19 protein-coding genes are annotated in these 22,823 nt (G+C 69.3%); 16 read left to right on the top strand and 3 right to left on the bottom strand.

The window, feature by feature from the left end:
- Positions 1–82: 82 nt before the first annotated feature.
- Positions 83–1,408: a COG1470 family protein gene (locus OG395_RS27325; protein ID WP_327245290.1), complete on the bottom strand. Its 1,326-nt coding sequence runs from the start codon at positions 1,406–1,408 to the stop codon at positions 83–85.
- A gap of 212 nt (positions 1,409–1,620) precedes the next feature.
- On the opposite strand from OG395_RS27325, the gene OG395_RS27320 reads away from it, so the two are divergent.
- From OG395_RS27320 to OG395_RS27305, 4 genes are all read left to right on the top strand, one after another.
- The gene (locus tag OG395_RS27320; RefSeq protein WP_266983502.1) at positions 1,621–2,247 is read left to right on the top strand and encodes a helix-turn-helix transcriptional regulator; all 627 of its coding nucleotides are present in this window, start codon (positions 1,621–1,623) and stop codon (positions 2,245–2,247) included.
- Positions 2,248–2,403: 156 nt separating this feature from the next.
- A complete protein-coding gene (locus OG395_RS27315) occupies positions 2,404–4,503 on the top strand; it encodes a VWA domain-containing protein (RefSeq protein WP_327245289.1) in 2,100 nt (699 codons plus the stop codon).
- Between the two features lie 46 nt (positions 4,504–4,549).
- Complete coding sequence (locus OG395_RS27310) at positions 4,550–5,317, top strand: DUF4255 domain-containing protein (protein WP_327245288.1); 768 nt, start codon at positions 4,550–4,552, stop codon at positions 5,315–5,317.
- The gene (locus OG395_RS27305) at positions 5,314–7,389 is read left to right on the top strand and encodes an ATP-binding protein (RefSeq protein WP_327245287.1); all 2,076 of its coding nucleotides are present in this window, start codon (positions 5,314–5,316) and stop codon (positions 7,387–7,389) included. The genes OG395_RS27310 and OG395_RS27305 overlap by 4 nt, the downstream gene beginning before the upstream one ends.
- A 184-nt stretch (positions 7,390–7,573) precedes the next feature.
- On the opposite strand, the gene OG395_RS27300 is transcribed toward OG395_RS27305, so the two are convergent.
- Both OG395_RS27300 and OG395_RS27295 read right to left on the bottom strand, forming a co-directional pair.
- Complete coding sequence (locus OG395_RS27300) at positions 7,574–8,167, bottom strand: hypothetical protein (protein WP_327245286.1); 594 nt, start codon at positions 8,165–8,167, stop codon at positions 7,574–7,576.
- Positions 8,168–8,209: 42 nt separating this feature from the next.
- On the bottom strand, positions 8,210–11,635 hold the full coding sequence (locus tag OG395_RS27295; protein ID WP_327245285.1) for a hypothetical protein: 3,426 nt from the start codon (positions 11,633–11,635) through the stop codon (positions 8,210–8,212).
- A 241-nt stretch (positions 11,636–11,876) separates the two neighbouring features.
- Between OG395_RS27295 and OG395_RS27290 the strand changes: the two genes are divergently transcribed.
- The 12 genes from OG395_RS27290 to OG395_RS27235 all read left to right on the top strand — a co-directional run bounded on the left by OG395_RS27290 (position 11,877) and on the right by OG395_RS27235 (position 22,696).
- Positions 11,877–13,433: a phage tail sheath family protein gene (locus OG395_RS27290; protein ID WP_327245284.1), complete on the top strand. Its 1,557-nt coding sequence runs from the start codon at positions 11,877–11,879 to the stop codon at positions 13,431–13,433.
- Between the two features lie 72 nt (positions 13,434–13,505).
- The gene (locus tag OG395_RS27285) at positions 13,506–13,949 is read left to right on the top strand and encodes a phage tail protein (RefSeq protein WP_327245283.1); all 444 of its coding nucleotides are present in this window, start codon (positions 13,506–13,508) and stop codon (positions 13,947–13,949) included.
- Positions 13,949–14,383: a hypothetical protein gene (locus OG395_RS27280; RefSeq protein ID WP_327245282.1), complete on the top strand. Its 435-nt coding sequence runs from the start codon at positions 13,949–13,951 to the stop codon at positions 14,381–14,383. Before OG395_RS27285 ends, OG395_RS27280 begins: the two co-directional genes overlap by 1 nt.
- The gene (locus OG395_RS27275; RefSeq protein WP_327245281.1) at positions 14,380–14,523 is read left to right on the top strand and encodes a DUF6760 family protein; all 144 of its coding nucleotides are present in this window, start codon (positions 14,380–14,382) and stop codon (positions 14,521–14,523) included. Before OG395_RS27280 ends, OG395_RS27275 begins: the two co-directional genes overlap by 4 nt.
- Before the next feature lie 22 nt (positions 14,524–14,545).
- Positions 14,546–16,168, top strand: a complete 1,623-nt coding sequence (locus OG395_RS27270) for a hypothetical protein (protein ID WP_327245280.1) — start codon at positions 14,546–14,548, stop codon at positions 16,166–16,168.
- Between the two features lie 38 nt (positions 16,169–16,206).
- Complete coding sequence (locus OG395_RS27265; protein WP_266983478.1) at positions 16,207–16,647, top strand: phage tail protein; 441 nt, start codon at positions 16,207–16,209, stop codon at positions 16,645–16,647.
- Positions 16,648–16,652: 5 nt separating this feature from the next.
- Positions 16,653–17,456: a CIS tube protein gene (locus OG395_RS27260; protein WP_327245279.1), complete on the top strand. Its 804-nt coding sequence runs from the start codon at positions 16,653–16,655 to the stop codon at positions 17,454–17,456.
- Positions 17,456–19,378, top strand: a complete 1,923-nt coding sequence (locus tag OG395_RS27255; protein WP_327245278.1) for a VgrG-related protein — start codon at positions 17,456–17,458, stop codon at positions 19,376–19,378. The genes OG395_RS27260 and OG395_RS27255 overlap by 1 nt, the downstream gene beginning before the upstream one ends.
- Before the next feature lie 15 nt (positions 19,379–19,393).
- A complete protein-coding gene (locus OG395_RS27250; protein ID WP_266983475.1) occupies positions 19,394–19,681 on the top strand; it encodes a PAAR domain-containing protein in 288 nt (95 codons plus the stop codon).
- A 6-nt stretch (positions 19,682–19,687) separates the two neighbouring features.
- On the top strand, positions 19,688–20,140 hold the full coding sequence (locus OG395_RS27245; RefSeq protein ID WP_327245277.1) for a GPW/gp25 family protein: 453 nt from the start codon (positions 19,688–19,690) through the stop codon (positions 20,138–20,140).
- On the top strand, positions 20,137–22,113 hold the full coding sequence (locus tag OG395_RS27240) for a putative baseplate assembly protein (protein ID WP_327245276.1): 1,977 nt from the start codon (positions 20,137–20,139) through the stop codon (positions 22,111–22,113). The genes OG395_RS27245 and OG395_RS27240 overlap by 4 nt, the downstream gene beginning before the upstream one ends.
- Positions 22,114–22,117: 4 nt before the next feature.
- Positions 22,118–22,696, top strand: a complete 579-nt coding sequence (locus OG395_RS27235; RefSeq protein WP_327245275.1) for a phage tail protein — start codon at positions 22,118–22,120, stop codon at positions 22,694–22,696.
- Positions 22,697–22,823 lie beyond the last annotated feature (127 nt).

The raw sequence follows: 22,823 nt of genomic DNA, 5'->3' as shown, positions 1-22,823 counted from the left end.
ACGCGAAAGGCCCCGCCGATCCGGCGGGGCCTTTCCTTTGCCGCTGCCGATTCTGCCGCCACCCGTACGGCGGGGCGCCGTTTCAGCTTCCGTCGGCCTGCATCGTGCCGCCGAGCAGCAGTGACTCCGCGCACCGGGAGGGCGTCGGGGCGTTCACCGGCTTGCCGACCTTGCGGCAGTCGACGGTCATGGTGACCTTGCCGCCCGCGGGCACCAGGATCGGGGTGACGAAGTGGTAGTCGGAGTCCCGGAAGTTCTCCAGCGCGAGGCGGAGGATGGGTGAGCCCTGACCCGAGGAGACGGTGATCGTCCCCGCGTCGCCCTGCGGGTTCTGGACGACGATGTCGGTCAGCCGGAAGGTGTGCCCGGACGGCACCTGGAGCGCGGTCCCCGTGTTCGAGCCACCGCCCAGTGAGTCCCTGACCTGCACATGGGCGCTCGTCGGCTCGGCGGGTCCGGCAGCCCCGGCGGACGGGGAGGGGCTCGGCGAGGCGCTGGGCTGCCCGGACGCTCCGGCGTCGGAACCGTTCTCCCCGGACCCGCCGCCCGACGCGGCACCACCGCTCTCCTTGCCGTTCGGCGACTTGCTCTCCTCGGCGGCGGCCGACGCCACCGCCTCCGGCGTGATCGCTTCCCGGGCCGCCGACTTCACGGCCGGCCGCAGCACCCCGTACCAGAGCCCGACCAGGGCGATGATCAGTACCGCGGCGAGGATGAGCGCCCGGGGCAGCCAGCGCGGCAGGATCGCTTCCTGCTGGTACGAACCGTCCAGGACGACCGGTTCGAGCGGCTCCTCACCCTCCGGCACGGCGGGCGTGGCGACTGCCTGGAACGGGTGCGTGACCGCCGTACCGCGCCACAGCCGTTTGGCGGGCCGGACCCGCAGCTTGCCGAACCCGGCGTGGCCCGGTTCGATCCGCAGCTCGGGTTCGGTGAACGAGATCCGGGCACGTTCGGTGCCGGACCGGGCGTCGAGGCGCACGGTGATCGGTGCGTTGCCCCGGTTGTCCACGGCGAGCTGGTGCGCGCCGCGCCGGGCACCGTGCGAACTGCGCGGCACCAGCTCGGCGGTCACCTCGGCGAACGGCAGTACGGTCACCCGGCCCTCGGGCACCACGGCGTCGCCCTGCTCGCTCGTCGGCACCACCCGTACCCCGAAGTGCGTCTCGCCCGCGGGCACGGACGGGTCTCGGGGCGGGGCGAACGTGACCGATACGGCCTCCGAGCTGCCCGGATAGAGGGACAGCACCGGAGGTTCCACGGTCGTCCAGGCGGCACACGCGCCGACCACCTCGAAGCGGTACTCCTCCACGGTGGAGCCGGAGTTGAGGATCTGCAGGGGAAGGCTCGTCCCCTCGCCCGGTACGGCGGTGACGGACGACGCGTCGAGGCTTGCCGTGAGACTCATACCGCGCACCGTAGGATCGCCGCCGCTTCACGACATCGACCGCGAAGGAACACTTTCGGGCAGATTCAGTGCCCCCGACGGCGTTTTAGTTTCCTTGTCAGTAAACACGGGAATCTTTTGACCGCCTCAACACGCATGAGGCACATGACTGCAGCCGTGACGGTTGCGCCCGCTGTGACGCGACCCGGCTGTTTCCCAGGGGGAGCTTTGCCATGGAGCGCACCACCGTCGCCTTACGTGCCCAGGACCCGATCTCGCAGGCGGGCGTAGCGAGTCAGCTGCGTGCCCGCCCCGAAGTGAGCATGACCGAATGGGGTGCGGAGGATCTCCCGCCCCAGGTCACCGTGGTGGTCGTCGACGCGGTCGACGAGGAGGTGCTACGGATGCTGCGCAACATCCAGCGCACCAGCACCTCCCGCACCGTATTGGTCACGACCGACATCGACGAACAGAAGTTGGTGAGCGCGGCGGAGTGCGGCGTGGCCGGGGTCGTACGGCGCTCCGAGGCGACGCCCGAACACCTGGTGCACGTCATAGGGACGGTGGCGCGCGGCGAAGGTCATCTCCCCTCCGATCTGCTGGGACGCCTCCTCCAGGAGGTCGGCCGGCTGCAGGGACAGGTACTGGGACCGCGAGGTCTGCACTTCACCGGACTCGCCGCCCGCGAGGTGGACGTCCTGCGACTGGTGGCGGAGGGATACGACACCGCCGACATCGCGACGAAGCTGGCCTACTCCGAGCGCACGATCAAGAACGTGCTGCATTCGGTCATGACGCGGCTTCAGCTCCGGAACCGGTCGCACGCGGTGGCGTACGCGATGCGACAGGGGCTGATCTGAGCCGACACGCCGTACGCCTGGTGACCGTTGCCCGAAAGGGCAGCGGCGGCTTCCCGAGGATGTGACTCGTACACCGCTGCGCGTCGGCAGTGTGTACGGGACCGTGGGGCCGGTATGCCGGATCGGTAGACCGGCCGAGGGCGGGGGAGGACTTCCGTGCGCTGGTTCCAGCGACGTGAGCGGGCGCCGTGGTCACGGAAGGGCCGCTCGAACGGGCCCAGGACCCCGGCCTCCCGCCGCGCAGTCACCGCGCTCCGCATCCCGGTTCTGGCTCTCCTTCTCGTGGCCACCGGCATGGCCCCCGGATCGGCCGCCGGTGCGCGCCCCCCGGCCGTAGCGGTGCCCGAACCGTGGGTGACGCCCGCCGAGTTCACGGACACGGTCGACCCCGGCGGCTCCACGGGGGTGGACAAGCAGGTGCGTACACCGGTCATCCCGCCGAGGCCGGACGTGATCCTGCTGGTGGACGGAACGGCAAGCATGGCGGAGCCGATCAAGAGTGTGCGGGAGAACCTGCCTGATATCACCGCCGCGATCCGGGCCGAGCAGCCGGACTCCCGGTTCGCCGTGGCCACCTTCGGCGACCAGGAAGGCGATGTGAACGCCGGATTCCAGGTGCTGACCGAGCTTACGGACGACGACACCAAGGTGCAGGAGGGCGTCGACAAGCTCGGCACCGGACTGGGCGGAAAGAGCCGTGGTCCGTCCGAGGACTGGATCAACGGACTGTGGCAGATCGCCAACGGCGCTGGTGGGAAGACCGTGTTCCGCGAAGGGGCCAGCCCCGTCATCGTGGTGGTCAGCGACGCCTCCAGCCACTCGCCCAGCAACGGCCACTCCATCGACGACACGATCTTCGCCCTTCAGGACAAGAACGTCCGGGTGATCGGCGTGGACGTGGAGAGCAGGATCGGCGACGGGATGAACGGCAACGGTGACGCCCACAATCCCGACAACCCCGGCTACGTGGAGAACCCGCCCACCACACCCGGTCAGGCGACGCGCATCGTCAACGCCACCAACGGCCGCCTGCTGGAAGGCATCAATGGGAAGCAGGTGTCGGACGCGATCATCGAGGGCTTCCACAACCTGCCCACCAGCGTCGGCTACCGCCTCGACAACTGCGACCCGCACCTGTCCGTCAGCCTCGACCCGCCCACCCAGCAGGTCACCAGCGGCGACACCGCGCACTTCGCCGAGAACATCGACGTCTCCGCGGACGCACCCCAGGGAACCCGGCTGACCTGCACCGTCCAGTTCCTGCTGGGCACCCAGGTCCCCGGTGCGGACACGCTCGGACCCGCCGCTGCGGCCGATCCGGACTTCCAGGAACAGATCGGCATCGAGGTGAACGACATCGACGCCCCTGTTGTCACCGTGGACGATCTGACCGTCCGGACCAAGGACAAGAACGGCGCCCGGGTGGACTACAGCGCGACCGCCGAGGACGCGCACGACGGTCCGCTCCCGGTGACCTGCACCCCGCCCGCCGGTTCGCTCTTCCCGCTGGGCAGCACGACGGTGACCTGCTCGGCGACCGACTCTGCGGGCAACACCGGTACGGACACGGCGGAGATCGAGGTGCTCAAGGCGCCGGTGCCGCCCTCGGCCGACGTGGCGATGAAGGTCAGCGTCACACCGGACCGTACATACACGGGGCGTCCGGCCCGCGCCCGCTACATCGTCACCAATGCGGGCCCCGACAGGGCGACGGGTGTCGTCATCGGCGCCACCTGGCCCAAGCCGTCCGCCGCCAAGGACCGCAGTCTGTCGGCCCTGACCCGGTGCACGGCCGCGAAACCCTGCACGATCCCGGCCGGAGGTCGTATCGAGGTGACACAGACGGGGACGTACCGCGCGGCGATCACCGGTGATGTACGGGCCGCGGTGCGCGGCACGCTGCCTGACGGCCGCGCGGCCGACAACAAGGACACGGACCGGCTGCGCGTCCTGAAGCCCTCGCTCACCGTCACTCCGGCGGTCGTCAAGCCGGGCCAGGTGGTCCTGGCGCGCGGCAAGGACTACCCACCTGGTCAGACCGTACGTTTCACGTGGAACATCGGGATCACCGCGGATCAGGGCGGCGTGACCGTGGGCCGCTACGGCACCTTCGAGGTTCAGGTCCCGGTTCTGCGCAAGGACCGGCTCGGGCCGCGGAAGCTGCGGGCGGACACGCGAGGCATCGGCCGACTGCAGAAGCCGGTCCTCGTCGTCCAACGCAACCTGCAGCCACCGGACTTCGCCGGCCGCGCGTGAACATCCGAGCTCACGGGAACGTCCGCGCTCATACGGGAGTGATCAGGTGATCCACGAGGTCGACGACGTACTCCGCGCCCTGATCAGGGCGGAGGTGCTCGAAGGCGGTCAGATCGCGGTGGTCTTCGACGCCCCGACCAGGGAGTGGGCGGCGAAAGTCAATGCCCCCATGGTCAACCTCTACCTCTACGACATCCGCGAGGACATGCGGCGGCGGGAACGCGGTCTGCACAACGAGTACGACGAGCGCGGCACGATCGTCGCGCGCCGCCGCCCGCCCCGCTTCTTCAAGCTGTCGTACCTGATCACGGCGTGGACGAAGCGCCCGGAGGACGAACATCGTCTGCTGTCCTCGCTCCTGGCCTGCCTCCTCCGCTACGAGGCGCTCCCGCCGGACCGCCTCACCGGTTCGCTGGCCGACATCGGGGCGTCGGTACCGATGTCGATCGCGCTGCCGCCGCCGGAGGACCGCTCCTTCGCCGACGTATGGAGCGCGCTCGGCGGCGAACTGAAACCGTCTCTGGACCTGGTCATCAGCGTCCCGGTCACGGCCGCGCCCACGTACCCGGCGGGCCCGCCGGTGGAGGACGAGGGCCTGCAGACCCGGTTCGGAGGCGTACCCGCGCGGCCCGAGGGCGAGACACAGCCGCAGCCGGGCCGCAAGGGTCTCCCGGTGTACGGAAGCCGCCCCGGCCGCCCCGCCCGGGACCCGGCGCTGCAGTCCTCCGGCAACGGCACGACGGACCGCGGACGCGCGATGTCCTTCCGCATCACCGAAACGCATGGCACCCCACCGGAGGAAACAGACGCATGACGACCCCGGGCGACCCGAACCTGCGCCATCTCCTCGCCCGGGCGGTCGCGGTGGAACAGCGCATCCGCGCCGCGGTGGAGGCACGGCAGCTCACCGACCCGAACCCGGACGACGCGTTCCGGGGCCTCTACCTGACGGACGAGAACATCACCCGTCTGCTGAACGACGAGACGGCCCGCGCGTTTCCCGTCCCGACCTCGGTGGACAGCACACCGGCGTTCCCGGTCCCGACCTCGTCGGGCACCGCACCGGCCGATTCCCGACTGTCGGCCCTGACCCGGGAGTTCAACCTCACCGCTCTCGACATCGAGATCCTCCTCATCGCCCTCGTACCGGACCTGGACGACCGCTTCGAGGCGTTCTACGGCTACCTCAACGACGATGTCACCCGGCGCCGCCCGTCCATCGGCCTGGCCCTGGGCCTCTGCGGTCTGACCCCCGCCGACCAGGCAGCGCGGTCCCGACTGTCCGCCCGGTCCCCTCTCCGCGCGGGCCGGCTCCTCCTTGTCGAGGACCTGGACCGTCCGTTCCTGAGCCGAGCCCTCCGCGTCCCGGACCGGGTCACCGCCCACCTCCTGGGCGACAACACACCGGACCCACGGCTGGCGGACCTCCTGGCTCCTTGGCGAGCGGTACCAGGAGTCGGCGACCCATCCCCTCTCGCCTCCGTTCTGTCCGACGGCGTCCCGCTCGCCTACCTCCGCGAGGACCAGGGCGGCGCGGGCACCGCACTGGCTGCCTCCGCGCTCACCCTCGCGGGCCGCCGGGTGCTGGGCCTGGACCTGGCAAGGCTGGCCGAGGACTCGACACCTGCGGAGGCGGTACGGTCCCTGGTGCGCGAGGCCCGCCTCACGAACGCGGGCCTGGTCTGCGCCCCGCTGGACGCGCTGGCCCGGGACCACCCGGCCCTCCTCCGCATGCTCACGGACACCCCGGTCCCGACGATCCTGGTGGGAAGGGACCCCTGGGACGCGTCCTGGTCCACGGTCCCGCCGCTGCTCCTGCACGCCCCCAGGGTGGAACCGGCGGCCCGCGCAGCCCTCTGGACGGATGCGTACAGACAACAGGCCGCTGCCGCGATCCCGCCCTCCATCGATGCGGACCGCCTGCTCTCCCCGTTCCTCCTGACCCCGGAACAGGTCACCGGAGCCGCCCACAGCGCTGCCCAGACGGCCCGGCTGCACGGCGGAACCCTCACCCCCGACCACGTACGCCAGGGCGCCCGCGCCCAGAACGCGGCAGGCCTGGACCGCCTGGCCCGCCGCATCGAACCCACGGTGACCTGGAACGACCTCGTCCTGCCCCCCGACGCCCACGCCCAACTCCGCGAACTCACCGCCCGCGCCCGCCACCGCGACCGCGTCCTGGGGGAGTGGGGCATGCGCCCGGGAGGCGGCAGGGGCCGCGGTGTGTCGGCGCTCTTCGCAGGCGACTCGGGTACCGGCAAGACCATGTCCGCGGAGGTCATCGCCGCAGACCTGGGCCTGGACCTCTACACGGTCGACCTGGCCACGGTGATCGACAAATACGTGGGCGAGACGGAGAAGAACCTGGAACGGATCTTCTCCGAAGCGGCGGGTGTGAACGGGGTCCTCCTCTTCGACGAGGCTGACGCGATCTTCGGCAAGCGCTCGGATGTGAAGGACGCCCACGACCGCTACGCGAATGTGGAGAGCGCGTATCTCCTCCAACGCATGGAGTCCTTCGACGGCCTGGCCATCCTGGCCACGAACCTCCGCGCCAACCTGGACGACGCCTTCACCCGCCGCCTGGACCTGGTCATCGACTTCCCGGTCCCGGACCCCGACCAACGCCTGGTCCTCTGGGAACGCTGCCTGGGCCCCCAACTCCCGCGCTCAGCGGACCTGGACCTGGCTTTCTGCGCCGAGAACTTCGAGCTGGCGGGCGGCAACATCCGCTCGATCGCGGTGACGGCCGCGTACCTGGCGGCGGACACGGGGGAGCCGGTGACGATGCCGACGCTGATCCACGCGATCCAGCGCGAGTACCAGAAACTGGGCCGGCTGACGCTGGCGTCGGAGTTCGGGCCGTACCTGGGGTTGCTGGGGTAGGCAGGCGGGACGCCGATCGCGGACCGGACGCCAAGCCCATCAACCCGAGATCCCCGGCGTCGCTGCGGCCTTCGCCGGGTAGGACCGATACCGCAGCTCTACGTGAGGACTATCCAAGGCCGGCCTTCGATGAGTTCTCGGGCCGCGTCGAGATGGCTGGCGTGGCTAAGAGAATTCACATTGATCACATTCCAGAAGTTTCTCCCAGGCGGTTGATGAGGGTCACGTATTGCTTCGCATAGCCAGCCAGAACTGCGGGAAGGGTCAGGAATGCATCGTGCTGAAAATAGCAATAATGTTGAGTCTCGAAAACGGGTGAAGGTTTCCATGACCCGCCGAATGCGTCAACGACAGACTTCCTCCCGTACAGACCTCCACCGTATTCATTCTCCGGTTCAGTCCGCCATTTGAAGTAGCGTCGACTGTCGACCACCGCAGCCAGCTGAAAGTCTTCGGCAACACCCGGAACTATCGAATTCCATGCATCGATCAGCACTGTCCGGGAAAGTAGTGCGTGTGCTGTAGCTGCGGGTTCTTGCGCAATCAAGTCCAGGAGCCCTTCATTGCCAATGAAGATCGATTCTTGTAGTCTCTCCCAATTGGTTGAGTAGTCGGCCACCGTGACAATTGCTCGAGTGTTCTGCTGCATCTCATCGGCGAATCTATCGATTTCTTCGTCTGATCTTCTGGTTATCGTGCGTCCATTCTCCTCATAAACCACGTCGCTCCAATCGGGAGTGAGGACGACAGAGATGTTCTTGAGGACTGCTGCTTGCAACCCCAACTCCTTTCATGCGGGGAGCGATTCGGCTCCCAGTCTTCAGGAAAACGGAACTATCTCTAAATAGATGTTGTAGTTCCACAGTACGGTGTCGCCTCGCGCTATACCGTATTCAGTGAGAAGGTTGCGATGCTCCGCCACGGCGGTCATGTCGCGACCCCTGCCTGAGCCCTCATAATGTTCGAGAAGCTCCGTGAACGGTGTGTGAACCCCGCCCTCCACGCGAGCGGAAGCGATACGCCCCCCTGATTGGATGATGGATGCGGTTGCGTACGTGACGGAATGGGTGTCGAGAATCGCCTGATCCAACTCGATCCCCCGACGCGTTGCGTTCTCGAGTTGACAGATGGCTCTGACGTTCTGGATGGTGCTCATCTTCACTTGTTTTGCCTCTGCGTACCCGATCTCAAACTTCCGCATCTGCCGTAACGTGACGTAGGTGACAAGCGGAGTTCCTCGCCCCTCTACCATCTGGGTTCCCGCGGTGACCCAGCGCATCTCCCTGGGGATTTTGTCGAGAAATGCTTCCTCCATGACCACTGTCTTTGTGACGGGGTCGTAGGCGCGGGATACATGCCCCTGTTGGTTCTTGGGGGACTTTATGTTCGTGGTGAGCTTCAGTAACCCGTCGCGTTTTAGTGGAGTCTGAGGCTCCTTGAAGAACCAGTTTTCGACTCGTCTCATGCTGGGGTCGATGCTTTCGTACAGGCCCGGAATCGGTTTCTCTACGCGTTCGCCTGATGGATTTACTTTTCCGCGCACGTGTACGAGTTCTTCTTGTCCTCGCCGGCCGTCGTGCACCAGGGAGAGCTCTTTCATCCCGTACTGGCGGCGAATCTGTGGCAGGCGATTCAGGATCTCCTTCCGGCTCAGCCGTTGCTGGAGTAACCCATCGGCGGCGTCAAGGCCTGCATCCAAGTCGCGCTGCTTCTGGGCAGCGCTTCTTTCATTGCCCTTCGGGTCATTCTTCTTGAGCTTCGCCCAGAGCTTCTTGCCCGCCTTGACGATGAAGCCCACGATCTTGTCTATGGCCCGGTTCACCGGGCGGGCCACCGCGTGGAAGACGCTCTTGACCTTGTTGGCCAGGCCGCCGATGCCCAGGAGTGACGCCAGGAAGCCGATGAGGAGCGGGACGCTTGCGGCGAGGGCCGCTTCGACCATCTTCGGGACGCCCGCCGAACCGCCGTTGGCGATGGCGATGACCGCGTCCAGGACCGCGTTGACGAACTCCACGATCTGGGCGCCCTGGTTCACGATGAACGTGACGATGTCGATGATTCCCTTGACCGCGCGAACGAACGCGGAGGCGGGGTTCAGGAGCGAGATGATCCAGGTGATGCCCGCGATGATGACCGTGGGGATCAGGTAGCTGGTCAGTTTCTCCAGGATCGTGGCCTTGAGGTCGCCGGCCTCCTCAGTGATTTCCTTGACCGCGCCTGCCGGGCCCTCGCGGGCGAGGGTCTGGGCGACGGGGACGGATTGTTCGACCGCGTTCATGGCCTGGTCGGGGACGCCCTTGCGGGTGACACGGGCCCGGATGTTCGCCCAGGTCAGGCCGAGCAGAGAGCCGATGATCCGGATGATGCCCTTGAGGTCGAACTTCTGGGGAAGGTCCAGGCCCGCCTTGACGGCAGTGCCCAGGAGCCAGGAGACGACGCCCTTCTTCAGGTGGTCGGCGATGTTCGTGACGAACAGTTGGAGGCCTGCGCCCACCGCCTTGACCAGGTTGCCCAGGAAGCCGATCGGATCCTTGATGATCTTCATGATCGCGGAGGCGGCCTTGGCGAGGATGCCGAGGAGAAGGTTCTTCAGCTCGTTGATCGTCTTGATCGCGCCGACGATCGCGTCCTTCGCCTTGTCGATCAGACCCTTGTTGGCTTCCTGGAGCTTCTTGATCTCCTCGTCGATCTTGTTGAGGGCCGCGGTGTACTTCGTCGCCAGGTCCTGGACCAGCTGTTCGGACTTCTCGTTGACCGTGGCTTCCAGGTCGTCGAACTTGCCGGCGAAGTCCTTGGCCGCGTCCTCACCGAACTGGCGAAGATCGGCAGGGAGTTTGTCCACCTCCGCCTTCAGCTCGGCGCGGCCCTTCGCTATGCGCGCCTTCGCCTTGCCCAGCTCCGTGCCGATGATGTCGGCCACTGACGAGATGACCGTCTGCATCTGGGAGACGTAGAGCTTGCGGGCTTCCTGGTAGAGGTTGTTGGCCTCCTTCGGCAGGCCGGCGAACTTGTCCTTGACCCAGCGGGCCTTGCCGGTCCAGCCCGAGTACCGCTTGTCCTTGTAGGCCTTCATACGGCGCTTGTGGTCCGCGGTGAACGCGTCGCGGGCCGCTTTCTCGCCCGACGTGAATCTGTCGTCGACCTTTTTGTCCAAGCCGGAGAGGGTCTCCTCGACGTCCTTCTTCGTGCCGTCGTAGACCTTCTGCAGTTTTGCCGTGACCTCGGCGCGCTTCTTCTCGTCCTTCGACTTGGTGTCGCCCTTGCCGCCGTCGACCTGCTTGCCCGCCGCGGTACGGGTCGCGGTCAGGGCGTTCATGGCCTGGGCGCCGGACGCCGCCGCGTTCGTCTTTGCCGTGGACAGTTGCTGGGTCTCGGCCGCCCTGCCCTTGGCGGGTGCCTTCGCGGAGTCCGCTTCCGCTGTCTTCTTCGCGGACAGCGCCTCGTCGAACTCCGGTTCGTTGCCCTTGGCGAGCTGGTCCTCGGTGACTTCGGCGTCCGCCATCGCCTTGTCGTTCTGGGCCGGCCCATCGGAGAAGTCCGTGACGGAGGCGGGTTGTTGGGCGGGGATGGCGTCCGCTGCGGACGGGGCGCCCGGGTTGGCGGGCGGCTGGTCCGGGGTCATGGGGGTGACCGGCTTGTCCTTGGCCGCCGATGTGTCCGGTGAGGCCTTGGTTGCCGTCTCGATGTCCTTGGCGGACTTCTCCTTGCCGTCCGAGACCTTGCCGTCGACCTCTGACTTGATCTTGTCCGCCTTGCCGGACCCGGAGAACTTGTCGGCGTCATCGAGGTTCTTCGGCGCTTGCGCGTCGATCGCCTTGTTCACCGCGTCGATGAACGCCTGCTTGTTGAACTCACCCGGCTTTGCCGCGTTCATCTTCTCGGCGTTCGCCGCCTTGCCCTGGGCTTCCTTGTCGTCCGGGGGCGCGACCGCCGCATCCTGCGCGGACTTGGACTCGGTGGCGGCGGGGGCGTGGGCGGCGATCCTGGTGCGTTTTGCCGCCACGTCCGCCTTCACCCTGCGGAAGCCGGCCGCCTGGGACGGGGACGGTTTCACCGGGGCGGTGTAGCGCTGCGCCACCAGGCGGGCGACTGCCGCGTTGCCTGCCGCGCCCTGCAGGCGCTGGAGGGAGCGGCGATCGGGTACGGGGCGGTCCGGGGCCGGGCGGTCCACCGGGGCTGCTTCGGGACGGGGGGTCGCCGCGCGGGCGGTGTCGGGCGCGGGGTTCTTCTCCGGAACCGCCTTCATCCGCCCTCCCGGTCACCGCTTCCCCAGCCTCGCCAGCCTGGGTGGCGGACAACGGGGATGCGGAGCGCGCGCGGGCGGGGGTGGGGGCAGAGCCGGCTTGGTCGGGCGGATCACGCGGATTGCCTCTTCGGGCAGTCTCCCGTGCACGGCTGGGCGACCGCATATCCGTTCCCCGTACATCGGGCGGGTGGTGAGAATGGCCCGCGTTCCACGGTCGAGGAGAGGTCAAGGAGAGTCATACATGCCGTCGTACCTGTCCCCGGGCGTCTACGTCGAAGAGGTCGAGTCAGGGTCCCGGCCGATAGAAGGCGTGGGCACCTCGGTGGCCGCCTTCGTCGGCTTCGCCCAGAAGGGTCCGCTCGACGAGCCCACGCTGATCACGAACTGGAGCCAGTTCGTCAGCCGTTTCGGTGACTTCGTCGAGGGAACCTATCTCGCTTCCTCTGTCTACGGCTTCTTCGCCAACGGCGGCGGTATCTGCTACGTGGTGCGCATCGGTGACGGTACGGAGGCCGCCGAGCCCGAGAGCATCGGTGGCGGCGGTGAGCCGGGGCGGCTGCCCGCCGGGACGGAGACCCAGCTCGGTCCGTACGCACTCAAGGCACGTCCCGGTGTGAGTGGGGAGATCACCGTCGAGGTGACGGACGTCGAGGGTGACGACCCGCCGCAGGACGTGTTCCAGTTGCTCGTCCGGCGCGACGGTCAGGTCGTCGAGACGTATCCGGCCGTGACGACCAAGCGCAGCAAGGAGAACGTCGCCACCCGTGTCAACGCGAAGTCCGAGCTGATCGAGGTCCGGGAGTCCGGGCGCGGGGCCGCGCCGGCCAGGCCCGAGCCACAGACGGTCACGCTCGCGCCCGCACCCGCTCTGGGCTCGGCCCCCGGGGCGCTGGGCTCGGAAGCGTACGTAGGCGATCCCGACCAGCGGACCGGTTTCGGCGGTCTGGAAGCGGTCGAGGAGATCACGACCGTTGCCGTTCCCGATCTCATGAGCGCGTACGAACGCGGACTGCTGGACCTGGAGTCCGTCATCGCCGTGCAGCAGGCGCTGATCAGCCACTGCGAGCTGATGGGCGACCGCGTCGCCATCCTCGACCCGCCCCCCGGGCTCTCGCCGCAGCAGATCAGGTCCTGGCGCACCGACCGCGCCAATTTCGACTCGAAGTACGCGACGCTGTACTACCCGTGGATCCGGGTCGCCGACCCGTCGTCCGGCCGGGCGCAGCTCGTACCGCCGAGCGGGCACATCGCCGGCGTGTGGGCGCGCAACGACGAGACGCGTGGTGTGCACAAGGCCCCGGCCAACGAGGTGGTGCGGGGAGCCGTCGCGTTGCAGACGCAGCTCACCAAGGGCGAGCACGATCTGCTCAATCCGATCGGGCTGAACTGCATTCGTTCCTTCCCCGGGCGCGGAATCCGGGTATGGGGGGCGCGGACGCTGGCGTCCGACCCGGCCTGGCGCTATCTGAATGTCCGGCGGCTCTTCAATTACCTGGAGGAGTCGATTCTCGCCGGCACGCAATGGGTCGTGTTCGAGCCGAACGACGATGCGCTGTGGGCCCGTATCCGGCGTACTGTCTCGGCGTTCCTGGTCAACGAGTGGCGCAGGGGTGCGCTGTTCGGGCTGACGCCGGACGAGGCGTTCTACGTCAAGTGTGACCGCGAGACCAACCCGCCGGAGACCATCGAGGTAGGCCAGGTGGTCTGTGAGATCGGTGTGGCACCGGTCAGGCCGGCCGAGTTCGTGGTGTTCCGGCTCTCCCAGCTGACCAGCGGATCGGGTGAGGTCGATGAGTGACCGCCGCATGTCGGTTCCGCAGTTCCGAGGTGCCGAGATTCCGTGGTTCCTTAACCGGTAGAGGAGTTCGCTGTGCCACTTCCCGATCTCGACAGTTCTGTCGGGCATTCCTTCGGTCTCGAATTCGACAGCGTCGTCATCAAGCAGATCACCGAAGTCAGTGGTCTGAAGATGGAGCAGGACGTCATCGAGCTGAAGCAGAACACCGCCGACGGGCGTTATGCCATCAAGAAGCTTCCCGGCCGTCCGAAGGCGGGGGAGGTCACCGTGACGCGTGGACTCACCGAGGACAACAGCTTCGAACGGTGGATCAAGGACTCGCGGTTCGGCCGCATGACCGCGGCCCGCCGCAACGGCGCCGTCATCGTGTACGACTACGAAGGCATCGCCATCAAGCGCTACAAGCTCATCAACGCCTGGCCGAAGTCGCTGGAGATCGGCACGCTCAAGGCCGGTGACACCTCGGTCCTGACGGAGAAACTGTCGATCACGTACGAGAGCATGGAACTCGACTGATGCGGCGTACGGCCCAGGCGCCGGCCCCGGCTCCCGCCTTCGAGGAGCGTTCCGAACGGGACAGGCTGCGCACCGAGTTCACCTTCGAGCTGCCGCGCGGGTACGTCGACGAGTCCGGCACCGTCCATCGCGCGGGCGTCATGCGTCTGGCGACCGCCCGGGACGAGCTCGTGCCGCTGCGGGACGACCGGGTGCGCGAGAACGCGGCGTATCTGTCGGTCGTGCTGATCGCGCGCGTCGTCACCCGGCTCGGCACCGTCGACGACATCCACCCGGGGATCATCGAGGACCTGTTCGCCTCCGACCTGGCGTTTCTGCAGGACTTCTACCGGCGGATCAACGCCGAGGGGCACACCCGCGCCGCTGTCACCTGTCCGTCCTGCCAGGAGGAGTTCGCGGTGGATCTCGCCGGTGGCCGCCTGGGGGAATCGTGACGTACGCGGCCGACCTGCTCTACGAGGAAGTCGCGTACCTCGCCTATCACTTCCACTGGCCGCTCGACGAGCTGCTGGACCTGGAACACCCGGAACGCCTGAAGTTCGTCGCACAGGTTGCCCGCCTGAGCGGGCAGTAGCGCAGGGGGAGGACGAGGAACCATGGGTCTGATGTCCTGGCTGCGCGGCCGCCGGACGGAGGAGGGAGGCGGCGCCGGGCTCCCGGCCGACGCAGTGCGGCGGGAGCGGTTCGATCCGTCCCGGCTGCCGCCCCTGCAGCGGACGGTGCGCGGTCCTGAGCTGGTCAGCGACCCCGGCCGCTTCGAGGGTTCGCTCACCACCCGGCAGGACACCACCCTCGGCACTCCCCTCGGGCACCTGGTCAGCCCGGAGGCGCCCGCCGGGCTCGTGCACGGGATCACGTCGGCGGTGGGTGGGCCCTCCACCGTGCAGCGGGCGGTGGAGATGCCCCTGCGGGCGGGGCCGAGGTCCGGCGCCCCGGCCGTCCCCGCCGCTGTTCAGCGGGTGTCGTACGGGGGGCGGGAGCCGGTCCTGACGACTGCGGGAGAGTCCGCGGTGGTTGACCTTCCGGTACGGCATCTGGTCGGTGAGCAGTCCCTCGTCACGGACGCGGGCGCCGCGGGCGGACCGATGCGGGGCGCCCCGCCCGCTGTCCAGCGCACCGAGGTGCCTCCTCCGGCTGTGGAACGGCCCCGCCGGGCTCCTGGGCTCGGTGCGCCCATGTCCGGGCTGCCACCGACAGCGCAACGGGAGGCTGCTGCCGCGGTGCCGGGAACGCGAAGCGAGTCGGTGCCGGTGTCCCGGAGCACTGAGGAGGCGGAGCCCGAGGAGACGCAGCGTTCGTCGGACGAGGCGGAGCGTCTGCCGGACGCGCAGACCGCGCCACTGCTCGGTGACGACCCGCTCGTCATGCCGCCGCAGGAGTCAGCAACCCCTGGGAAGGCAACGGATCCTCGGGACGCCACACCCGCTCCGGAGGGGGTGGCGGGAAGGAGCGCGGAGCCCGGGGTGCCGACCGCCGCACCTGTACAGCGAACCTCCCTCGCCCCGGGGAACGTACCGGCCACTCCCTCCCTGCCCGTGGTCCCGCTGCTTGCCGAGCGTCCGGTGCCGGTGTACCTGACGCAGCAGGCCGCGCCCGTTCAGCGCGCGGCCCAGGAACCGGTGGTTCCGCCCGCTGTTCCGGTCCGCTGGGGCTCTGCCGCACCACGACCGTCACCGACGGCAACGGTGCAGCGTACGGCCGTCCCGGTCGCCGTCCCCGGTCGGGAAGCGGTCAGCGCACCACCGGAGTCACCGCGCCGCTCGCCCCTCTCCGCTGTGCAGCGGCAGGCGGGAGGCGGGCCGCCGGTGCCCCGTTCCCGTAACCCTGTCGCTCCCTCCGTCCTCTCGGCCGGATCCGTCGCCGTGGCCGCGGGTGTGGCCCAGCGGATGGCCGACGGGAGTGTCGTCTTCGGCACCCCGCCCACGGGGTTCTCGCAGCCCGTCGTCCAGCGTGAGACCGAGACCACCGAGCCCCCGCCACCGTCCGATCCGGGGCCCGATCCGGAGCCCGATCCCGGGCCCGTCGACGAGGTCGCCCCCGCAGTCTCCGACCCGGGGGGAGGCTCCTCGCCCGCATCGACTCCGGCAGGTCACGGCGGCGGCCCGCCCGTCACCGACGAACTCGTACGCGCCCTGTACGGGCCCCTGAGCCGGCTCCTCAAGGCGGACCTCCGGCTGGAACGCGAGCGGGCCGGCTTCCTCATCGACACCAGACACTGAACCGCCGCCGTCCCACCCGGAATTGAGAGGTACGTTCCATGGCCACCGCCCCCTCGGACAACGACCCCGCCGTCAGCGTCTGCTTCGTCGTCACCATCGACGACATCGAGCTCGGGTCGTTCAACACCTGCGACGGCCTGGGCTGCGAAGTGGTGCTCGAAACACGGGAGGAGGGCGGCAACAACGGCCACCTGTGGCAGCTGCCGACCCGGCTGAAGTACTCCAACGTGAAGCTGTCCCGGCCGCTCACCCGCGAGACCGAGAAGGTGGCCCGCTGGTTCGCCACCATGACCACCGGGTTCAGCCGCAAGACCGCCCACATCGAGGCGCGGACCGGCGACGGGCAGAAGGTGGCGCAGTGGGGGCTGCTGGAGGTGGTGCCCGTGCGGTGGACCGGGCCGTCCTTCTCCCCGGAGTCGCCCAAGGTCGCGATGGAGACGATCGAGATCGCCCACCACGGCTATGTGATGGAGGGCTGACCGACGTGAGCGGTGCGGGACCCATCGCCTTCAGTGCCGCCGGTACGTCCGGTGCGTCGTCGGCCGCGAAAGGGGGCTCGGCCCGGCCCAAGCTGGAGCATGCCTATCTGGAGCTGCGGACCCCGCCGACCGGCGGCGGTCTCACGCCCGGCGGTCCGTGCGGCCGGATCGACTTCCAGTTCAATCCGAAGGAGCTCAGCCTCACCAAGGCGGCGTCGTGGAAGCGGAGTCCGGCCAAGGGGGCGAAGAGTTCCGGGCCGCCGGAGTACCAGGGGTCGCAGCCCAGCAAGCTCACCGTCGAGATGTTCTTCGACGCCAGTGACACCCAGGACACCCGGGTCGTCACCGCCGTGGAGCAGCTGTTCGCATGCTGCGTCCCGACGAACGAGACCCGGCAGCAGCAGCGGTCATCCCCGCCGTGGGTGGTCTTCCACTGGGGCGGACTGACCGGGTTCCCCGGTTATGTCAGCCAAGTGCAGGCGAAATACACCCTGTTCACCACATCCGGTGTGCCGATCCGGGCGGTCTGCCAGGTCACGATGGAGGAGATCAGCGGGGACACCCCGGGGCAGAACCCGACCTCGGGTGCGCTGGCGGCCCGGCGGGTGCACCGGGTGGGCGCCGGGGACTCGCTGCCGTCGCTCGCCCAGCGCGAGTACGGGGACCCGGCCGCGTGGCGGGTGATCGCCGAGGCGAACGGGATCGACGACCCGATGCGGCTGGCGCCCGGCACACAGCTGCTGCTGCCCGCCCTCGACGAGCTGAGCCGGCTCGCGGAGCCGGAGAATCCGGTACGGGGGCGGGGCTGATGGCGCAACAGGGCGTCGCCACCGCGCTGGTGGTGGAGTTCGATGGCACACCGCTGCCCCCGAAGTTCGTGAACACCCTGGTCGAGGGGTACGTCGACGACAGCCGTACACTCCCCGACCTGTTCTTCCTCCGCTTCCGCGACCCCGACCGGGTGCTCCTCGAACAGACCGGGCTGAAGATCGGAAGTGAGGCCCGGTTGCTGGCCCGCGCGGGCGGCGACACGGCCCCGAAGCCGCTGCTCAACGGGGTGGTCACCGCACTGGAGGTGGAGCTCGACGAGACCGGGACGTTCACCGTCGTCCGGGGGCTCGACGAGTCGCACCGGCTGTTCCGGGGGCGCAGGGTCGCGAGCTACCAGAACATGACGCTCGCCGACATCTGCGGCCAGGTCGCCCAGCGCGCCGGGCTGAAGCCGGGAAAGGTCGACATCGCCGGGCCCGTGCTCGAACACATCGCCCAGCCCAACATCACCGACTGGGAGTTCGTCCGGGGCCTGGCGGAGGAGGCCGGGGCGCAGGCCTACGCACTCGACGGGGAGCTGCACATCACCCGGTCCACCGAGGCGAGCGGTGCGCCCGACGGCTCGGCGCGCGCCGACCGCAACCCGCTCGTCCTGGAGATGGGCAGCAATCTGCTGCGCTGCCGGGCGGGGGTGTCGTCCGCCGAGCAGGTCTCGGAGGTCGAGGTGCGCGGCTGGGACGTCAAGGCCAAGCAGCCGCTGGTGGGAAAGGCCCCGGCAGGCACGTCGTCGACGCTGGAACTGGGGGTGACGGCCGCCGAGGTGACCGCACCGTTCGGCGAGGCGCGGTTCGTGGTCACGGACGCGGCGTACGGGGAGCAGGCGCAGGTGGACCAGGCGGCGAAGGCGCTCGCCGAGCGGATCGCCGGGTCCTTCGCGGAGCTGGAGGCAGTGATCCGCGGGAACCCGGAGGTCAGGGCGGGCAGCGCGGTGGCGCTCAACGCGGTGGGCAAGCCCTTCGAGGGGCGGTACACGGTCACGTCGTCGCGCCATGTCTTCGACGCCGTGCGCGGCTACGAGACGTGGATCACGGTCTCCGGGCAGCAGGAGCGGTCCTTGTTCGGGCTGACGGGCGGGGGCTCCGGTGCGCAGGGGCCGGGCGGCAGCGCTGGTTCGCGGTGCAACGGGCTGGTCAGCGGGACGGTCACGGACACGCACGACCCCGACGGGTCGGGGCGGGTGAAGGTCCGGTTCCCGTGGTTGTCGGACGAGTACGCGAGCGACTGGGCGCGGACCGCGCAGTCCAACGGGACGAGCGGCGGCGAAGCGTTCATCCCGGAGGTCGGAGACGAGGTGCTGGTGGGCTTCGAGCACGGACATCTGGACCGGCCGTACGTGCTGGCCGGTCTGTACAACGGGAAGGACCGACCGTCGCAGGGCGGCGGCGCTAGCGAGGGCGGAGGTTCCGGCACCGGTGATTCGGGCGGGCCGGGCGGCGGCGGTCTCGTCGACCCGACCAGCGGCGCGGTCAACCGCCGCGCCTTCGCCTCCAAGGGCGGGAACCAGCTGGAGCTGCTCGACGCCGCCAACGGCCCGCAGGGCGTGCGTCTGCTCACCGGCGACGGAAAGCTCAAGATCGATCTGGACCGCAAGGGCACCGTGATCGTGATCGACAGCGACGGCAGCGTGACCATCGAGGCGAAGGAGCAGGTCTCCATCAAGGCGGCCGAGGGCGTATCTCTCGACGCCGGCCGGGGATCGCTCGAACTCGCCGGCGAAAGCGTCACGCTGACGTCCCGCTCCGGAGTCGCGGTCGACGGCGGCAACGGCAGGGTCACACTCGCCACGGGCGGCACCGTCGACGTCCAGGGCGGCCAGGTCGCGGTCAACGGAACCCAGCGCACCGACATCAAGGGCGGCAGTTCGTGTTCCATCAACGCGCCGATGGTCAGGATCAATTGAGAGGAGTGGGTCGACGTGTCCGCAACAGCAGCGGCGGCCGCCCGCGTCGGTGACCCCACCGGTCACCCCGGCACGGTCGGCCCACCCGGTGTCGCGTCCGTTCTCATCGGCGGGAAGCCCGCCGCCACGGTCGGCACCGCACACACCTGTACCTCCCCGGCCGCCCATCCGCCGTCCACGATCGCGCCACCGGGCAGCTCCTCCGTGCTGATCGGCGGCAAGCCCGCCGCCCGGGTCGGGGACCTGGCCGGCTGTGGCTCGCCCGTCGTGTCCGGCTGCGCGACGGTGCTGATCGGGGGCTGAGCGGAGATGGGCCAGCAGTTCATCGGCGCCGGGTGGGCGTTCCCGCCGCGCACGGATGCCACCGGTTCCATCGCCCTGGTGCGCGGCGAGCACGAGCTGGAGGAGTCGATCCGGCTGATCCTGGCGACCTCGCCCGGGGAGCGGCCGATGCGGCCGGAGTTCGGGTGTGCCGTCAACGACTACGTGTTCGCGCCGGCCGACGCGGGGACGGCGGGCCAGCTCGCGTACGAGGTGCGCCTCGCGCTCGACCGCTGGGAGCCCCGGATCGAGGTGACCGAGGTCGTCGTCCGGTTCGACGAGGCGGACGAGGGAGTGCTCTACATCGACATCGGTTACACGGTGCGGGGCGCCAACGACCCCCGGAATCTTGTCTTCCCCTTCTACGTGATCCCACAGCACGACGACCCGCACGACCGGCACGGCCGGCCTGATCGGTACGAGGAGGAGAACGGCGCGTGACGCTGCCCAGTCCCCATCTGGACGACCGCCGCTTCCAGGGCCTGGTGGACGAGGCCAAGCGCCTCGTCCAGCAGCGCTGCCCGGAGTGGACCGACCACAATGTGTCGGACCCCGGGGTGACCCTCATCGAGGCGTTCGCGACCATGGTCGATCAGCTCGTCTACCGGGTGAACCGGGTCCCGGAGAAGAGCTATCTGACCTTCCTCGACCTCATCGGGGTCCGGCTCCACCCGCCGACGGCGGCCCGCACCGATGTGACGTTCCGGCTCTCCGCGCCGCAACCCGAGCCGGTGACCGTGCGCGCCGGTACGGAGGTCGCCACCGTGCGTACCGAGACCGAGGACGCAGTCGTCTTCACGACCGTGGGCGACCTGTCCATCGTGCCGTGCGCGTTCGCGCACCTCGCCACCTGGCCGACGTCCGGGGACGCCGTCGACCGTACCGAGGAGCTCGCGCTCGGCCGCGACATACCGTGCTTCGACTCGACCCCCGCACCCGGGGACGCCGTGTACATCGGGCTGTCAGCCGCCGTCCCCGCCGGAGTCGTCGTCCTCCGGCTGGACTGCAAGGTCGAGGGTGTCGGTGTCGACCCGCTGCGGCCGCCGCTGGTCTGGGAGGCCTGGGACGGAAACGCGTGGACGGTCTGCGAGATCGAGAAGGACGACACCGGCGGCTTCAACAAGTCCGGTGAGCTGATCCTCCACCTGCCGAAGACGCACGCCCCGGCGGTCGTGGTGCGGCGGACCGGCGGCTGGCTGCGCTGCCGCCTGGTGGAGGCCGCCGCAGGCCGGCCGACCTATGTCGCGCCGCCGGTGGTCCGCAGGATCACGGCCTTCACGATCGGCGCGACCGTCGAGGCCGAGCACGCCGAGACCGTGACCGACGAGGTGCTGGGGGCCGCGGAGGGCGTGCCGGGGCAGGCTCTCACCGTGTCCCGTCCGCCGGTCGTCCCCGGGGACTTCGTGGTGGAGGTCGTGGATCCGGCCGGGAGCCCGGGGAACGGTTCCGACGGCACGCAGGACTGGATCCGCGTCGACGACTTCGCGCACTCCGGGCCCGACGACCGGCACATCACCCTGGACCCCAACTCCGGTCGGGTCGAGTTCGGTCCGGCCGTACGGGAACGCGACGGCAGCATCCGCTACTACGGGGCCGTGCCCCCGAAGGGCGCCACCGTCCGGGTCCGCTCCTACCGCACCGGCGGCGGACTGCGCGGCAATGTGGCCCGCTCCACCCTCCGGGTGCTGCGCAGCGCCATCCCGTACGTGGCCCGCGTGGAGAACCGGAACCCGGCGCTCGGCGGCGTCGACGGCGAGACCGTGGAGAGCGCCCGGGTGCGCGGCCCGATGACCCTGCGCACCCTTCACCGGGCCGTCGTCCCGCACGACTACGAACTGCTCGCCCGCGAGGTCTCACCGGACGCCGCCAGGGTGCACTGCATCCCGGCCGGGGAGGACACGGGCGCCGAGGCGGGCGGGGTGCGGCTGCTCGTCGTGCCGGCCGGGCGCAGCGACGAGCAGGGCCGCATCCGGTTCAACGAGCTGATCCCGCCCCCGCACACGCTCGCCCTGGTCGCCCGCCATCTCGACGAACGGCGCCCGATCGGCGCCCGGCTCGTCGTCGAACCGCCCTTCTACCAGGGCGTCACCGTCGTCGCCTCGGTCCAGGCGCACAGGGGAGCGGTCGTCGAGCGGGTACGGGAACAGGCCCTCGCCGCCCTGTACGGGTACTTCAACCCGCTGACCGGCGGACCCTCCGGGCAGGGCTGGCCGTTCGGCCGGCCGATCCAGTCGGGCGAGGCGTTCGCCGTCCTCCAGCAGGTGCCGGGGCTCGACCTGGTGGAGGACGTACGGCTCTTCCCCGCCGACCCGTTCAGCGGGCAGCGCGGCGAGACGGCCACCACGAAGATCACGCTGGACCGGCACGCACTGGTCTTCAGTTACGAGCACCAGCTCCGGGTACGGGAGGGCTGACCCCATGCGCACCGCCGTCACCGGCCTCCCCACCCCGCACCCGCTGATCGAACAGCTGCCGGCGGTCTACCTGGAGCAGGACTTCCTCCAGCGCTTCCTCGCGGCGCTCGACGACGTACTCGCGCCGGTCCTGCTCACCATCGACAACCTGCCCGCCCACCTCGACCCGCGCAGCGCCCCCGACGATTTCCTCGCCTGGCTGGCCCAGTGGGTGGCGGTCGAACCGCACGAGGACAGCCCGCTCGAACAGCGCCGGGCGACGGTACGGGGCGCGGTGTCCGGGCACAGCCGGCGCGGGACGCCGCGCGGTCTTGCGGACGCGGTACGGCTGGAGACCGGCATCGAACCGGAGATCGTCGAGAGCGGCGGTACGGCGTGGTCGACGCGCCCGAACACGGCGCTGCCGGGTCAGGCCGGGCCCTGGGTCACGGTCCGGCTCCGGGTGCCGGATCCGGATCGTGTCGACCGGGTACGGCTGCAGGAGCTGATCGGCGCGGAGGTCCCGGCGCACGTCGGCCGCACGGTGGAGATCCTGCCGTCGGCGCCGCAGCCGGGCGGGACGGAAGCCGGGGGTGCGGCATGATCTGCGACAACTGCGGGCACCGGAACGCTCCGGGGACGGCGTTCTGCACGTCCTGCGAGGCATTCCTGAACTGGGAGGAACCGGAGACGCCGCAGGCACCTGTTCCGGCTCCTGCTCCTGCCCCGGC

This window comes from Streptomyces sp. NBC_01320 (assembly GCF_035974375.1).
GTDB classification, from domain to species: Bacteria; Actinomycetota; Actinomycetes; order Streptomycetales; family Streptomycetaceae; genus Streptomyces; species Streptomyces yanii.
The sequence above is the reverse complement of the archived record's forward strand: the minus strand, read 5'-3'. Positions and strand labels throughout refer to the sequence as shown.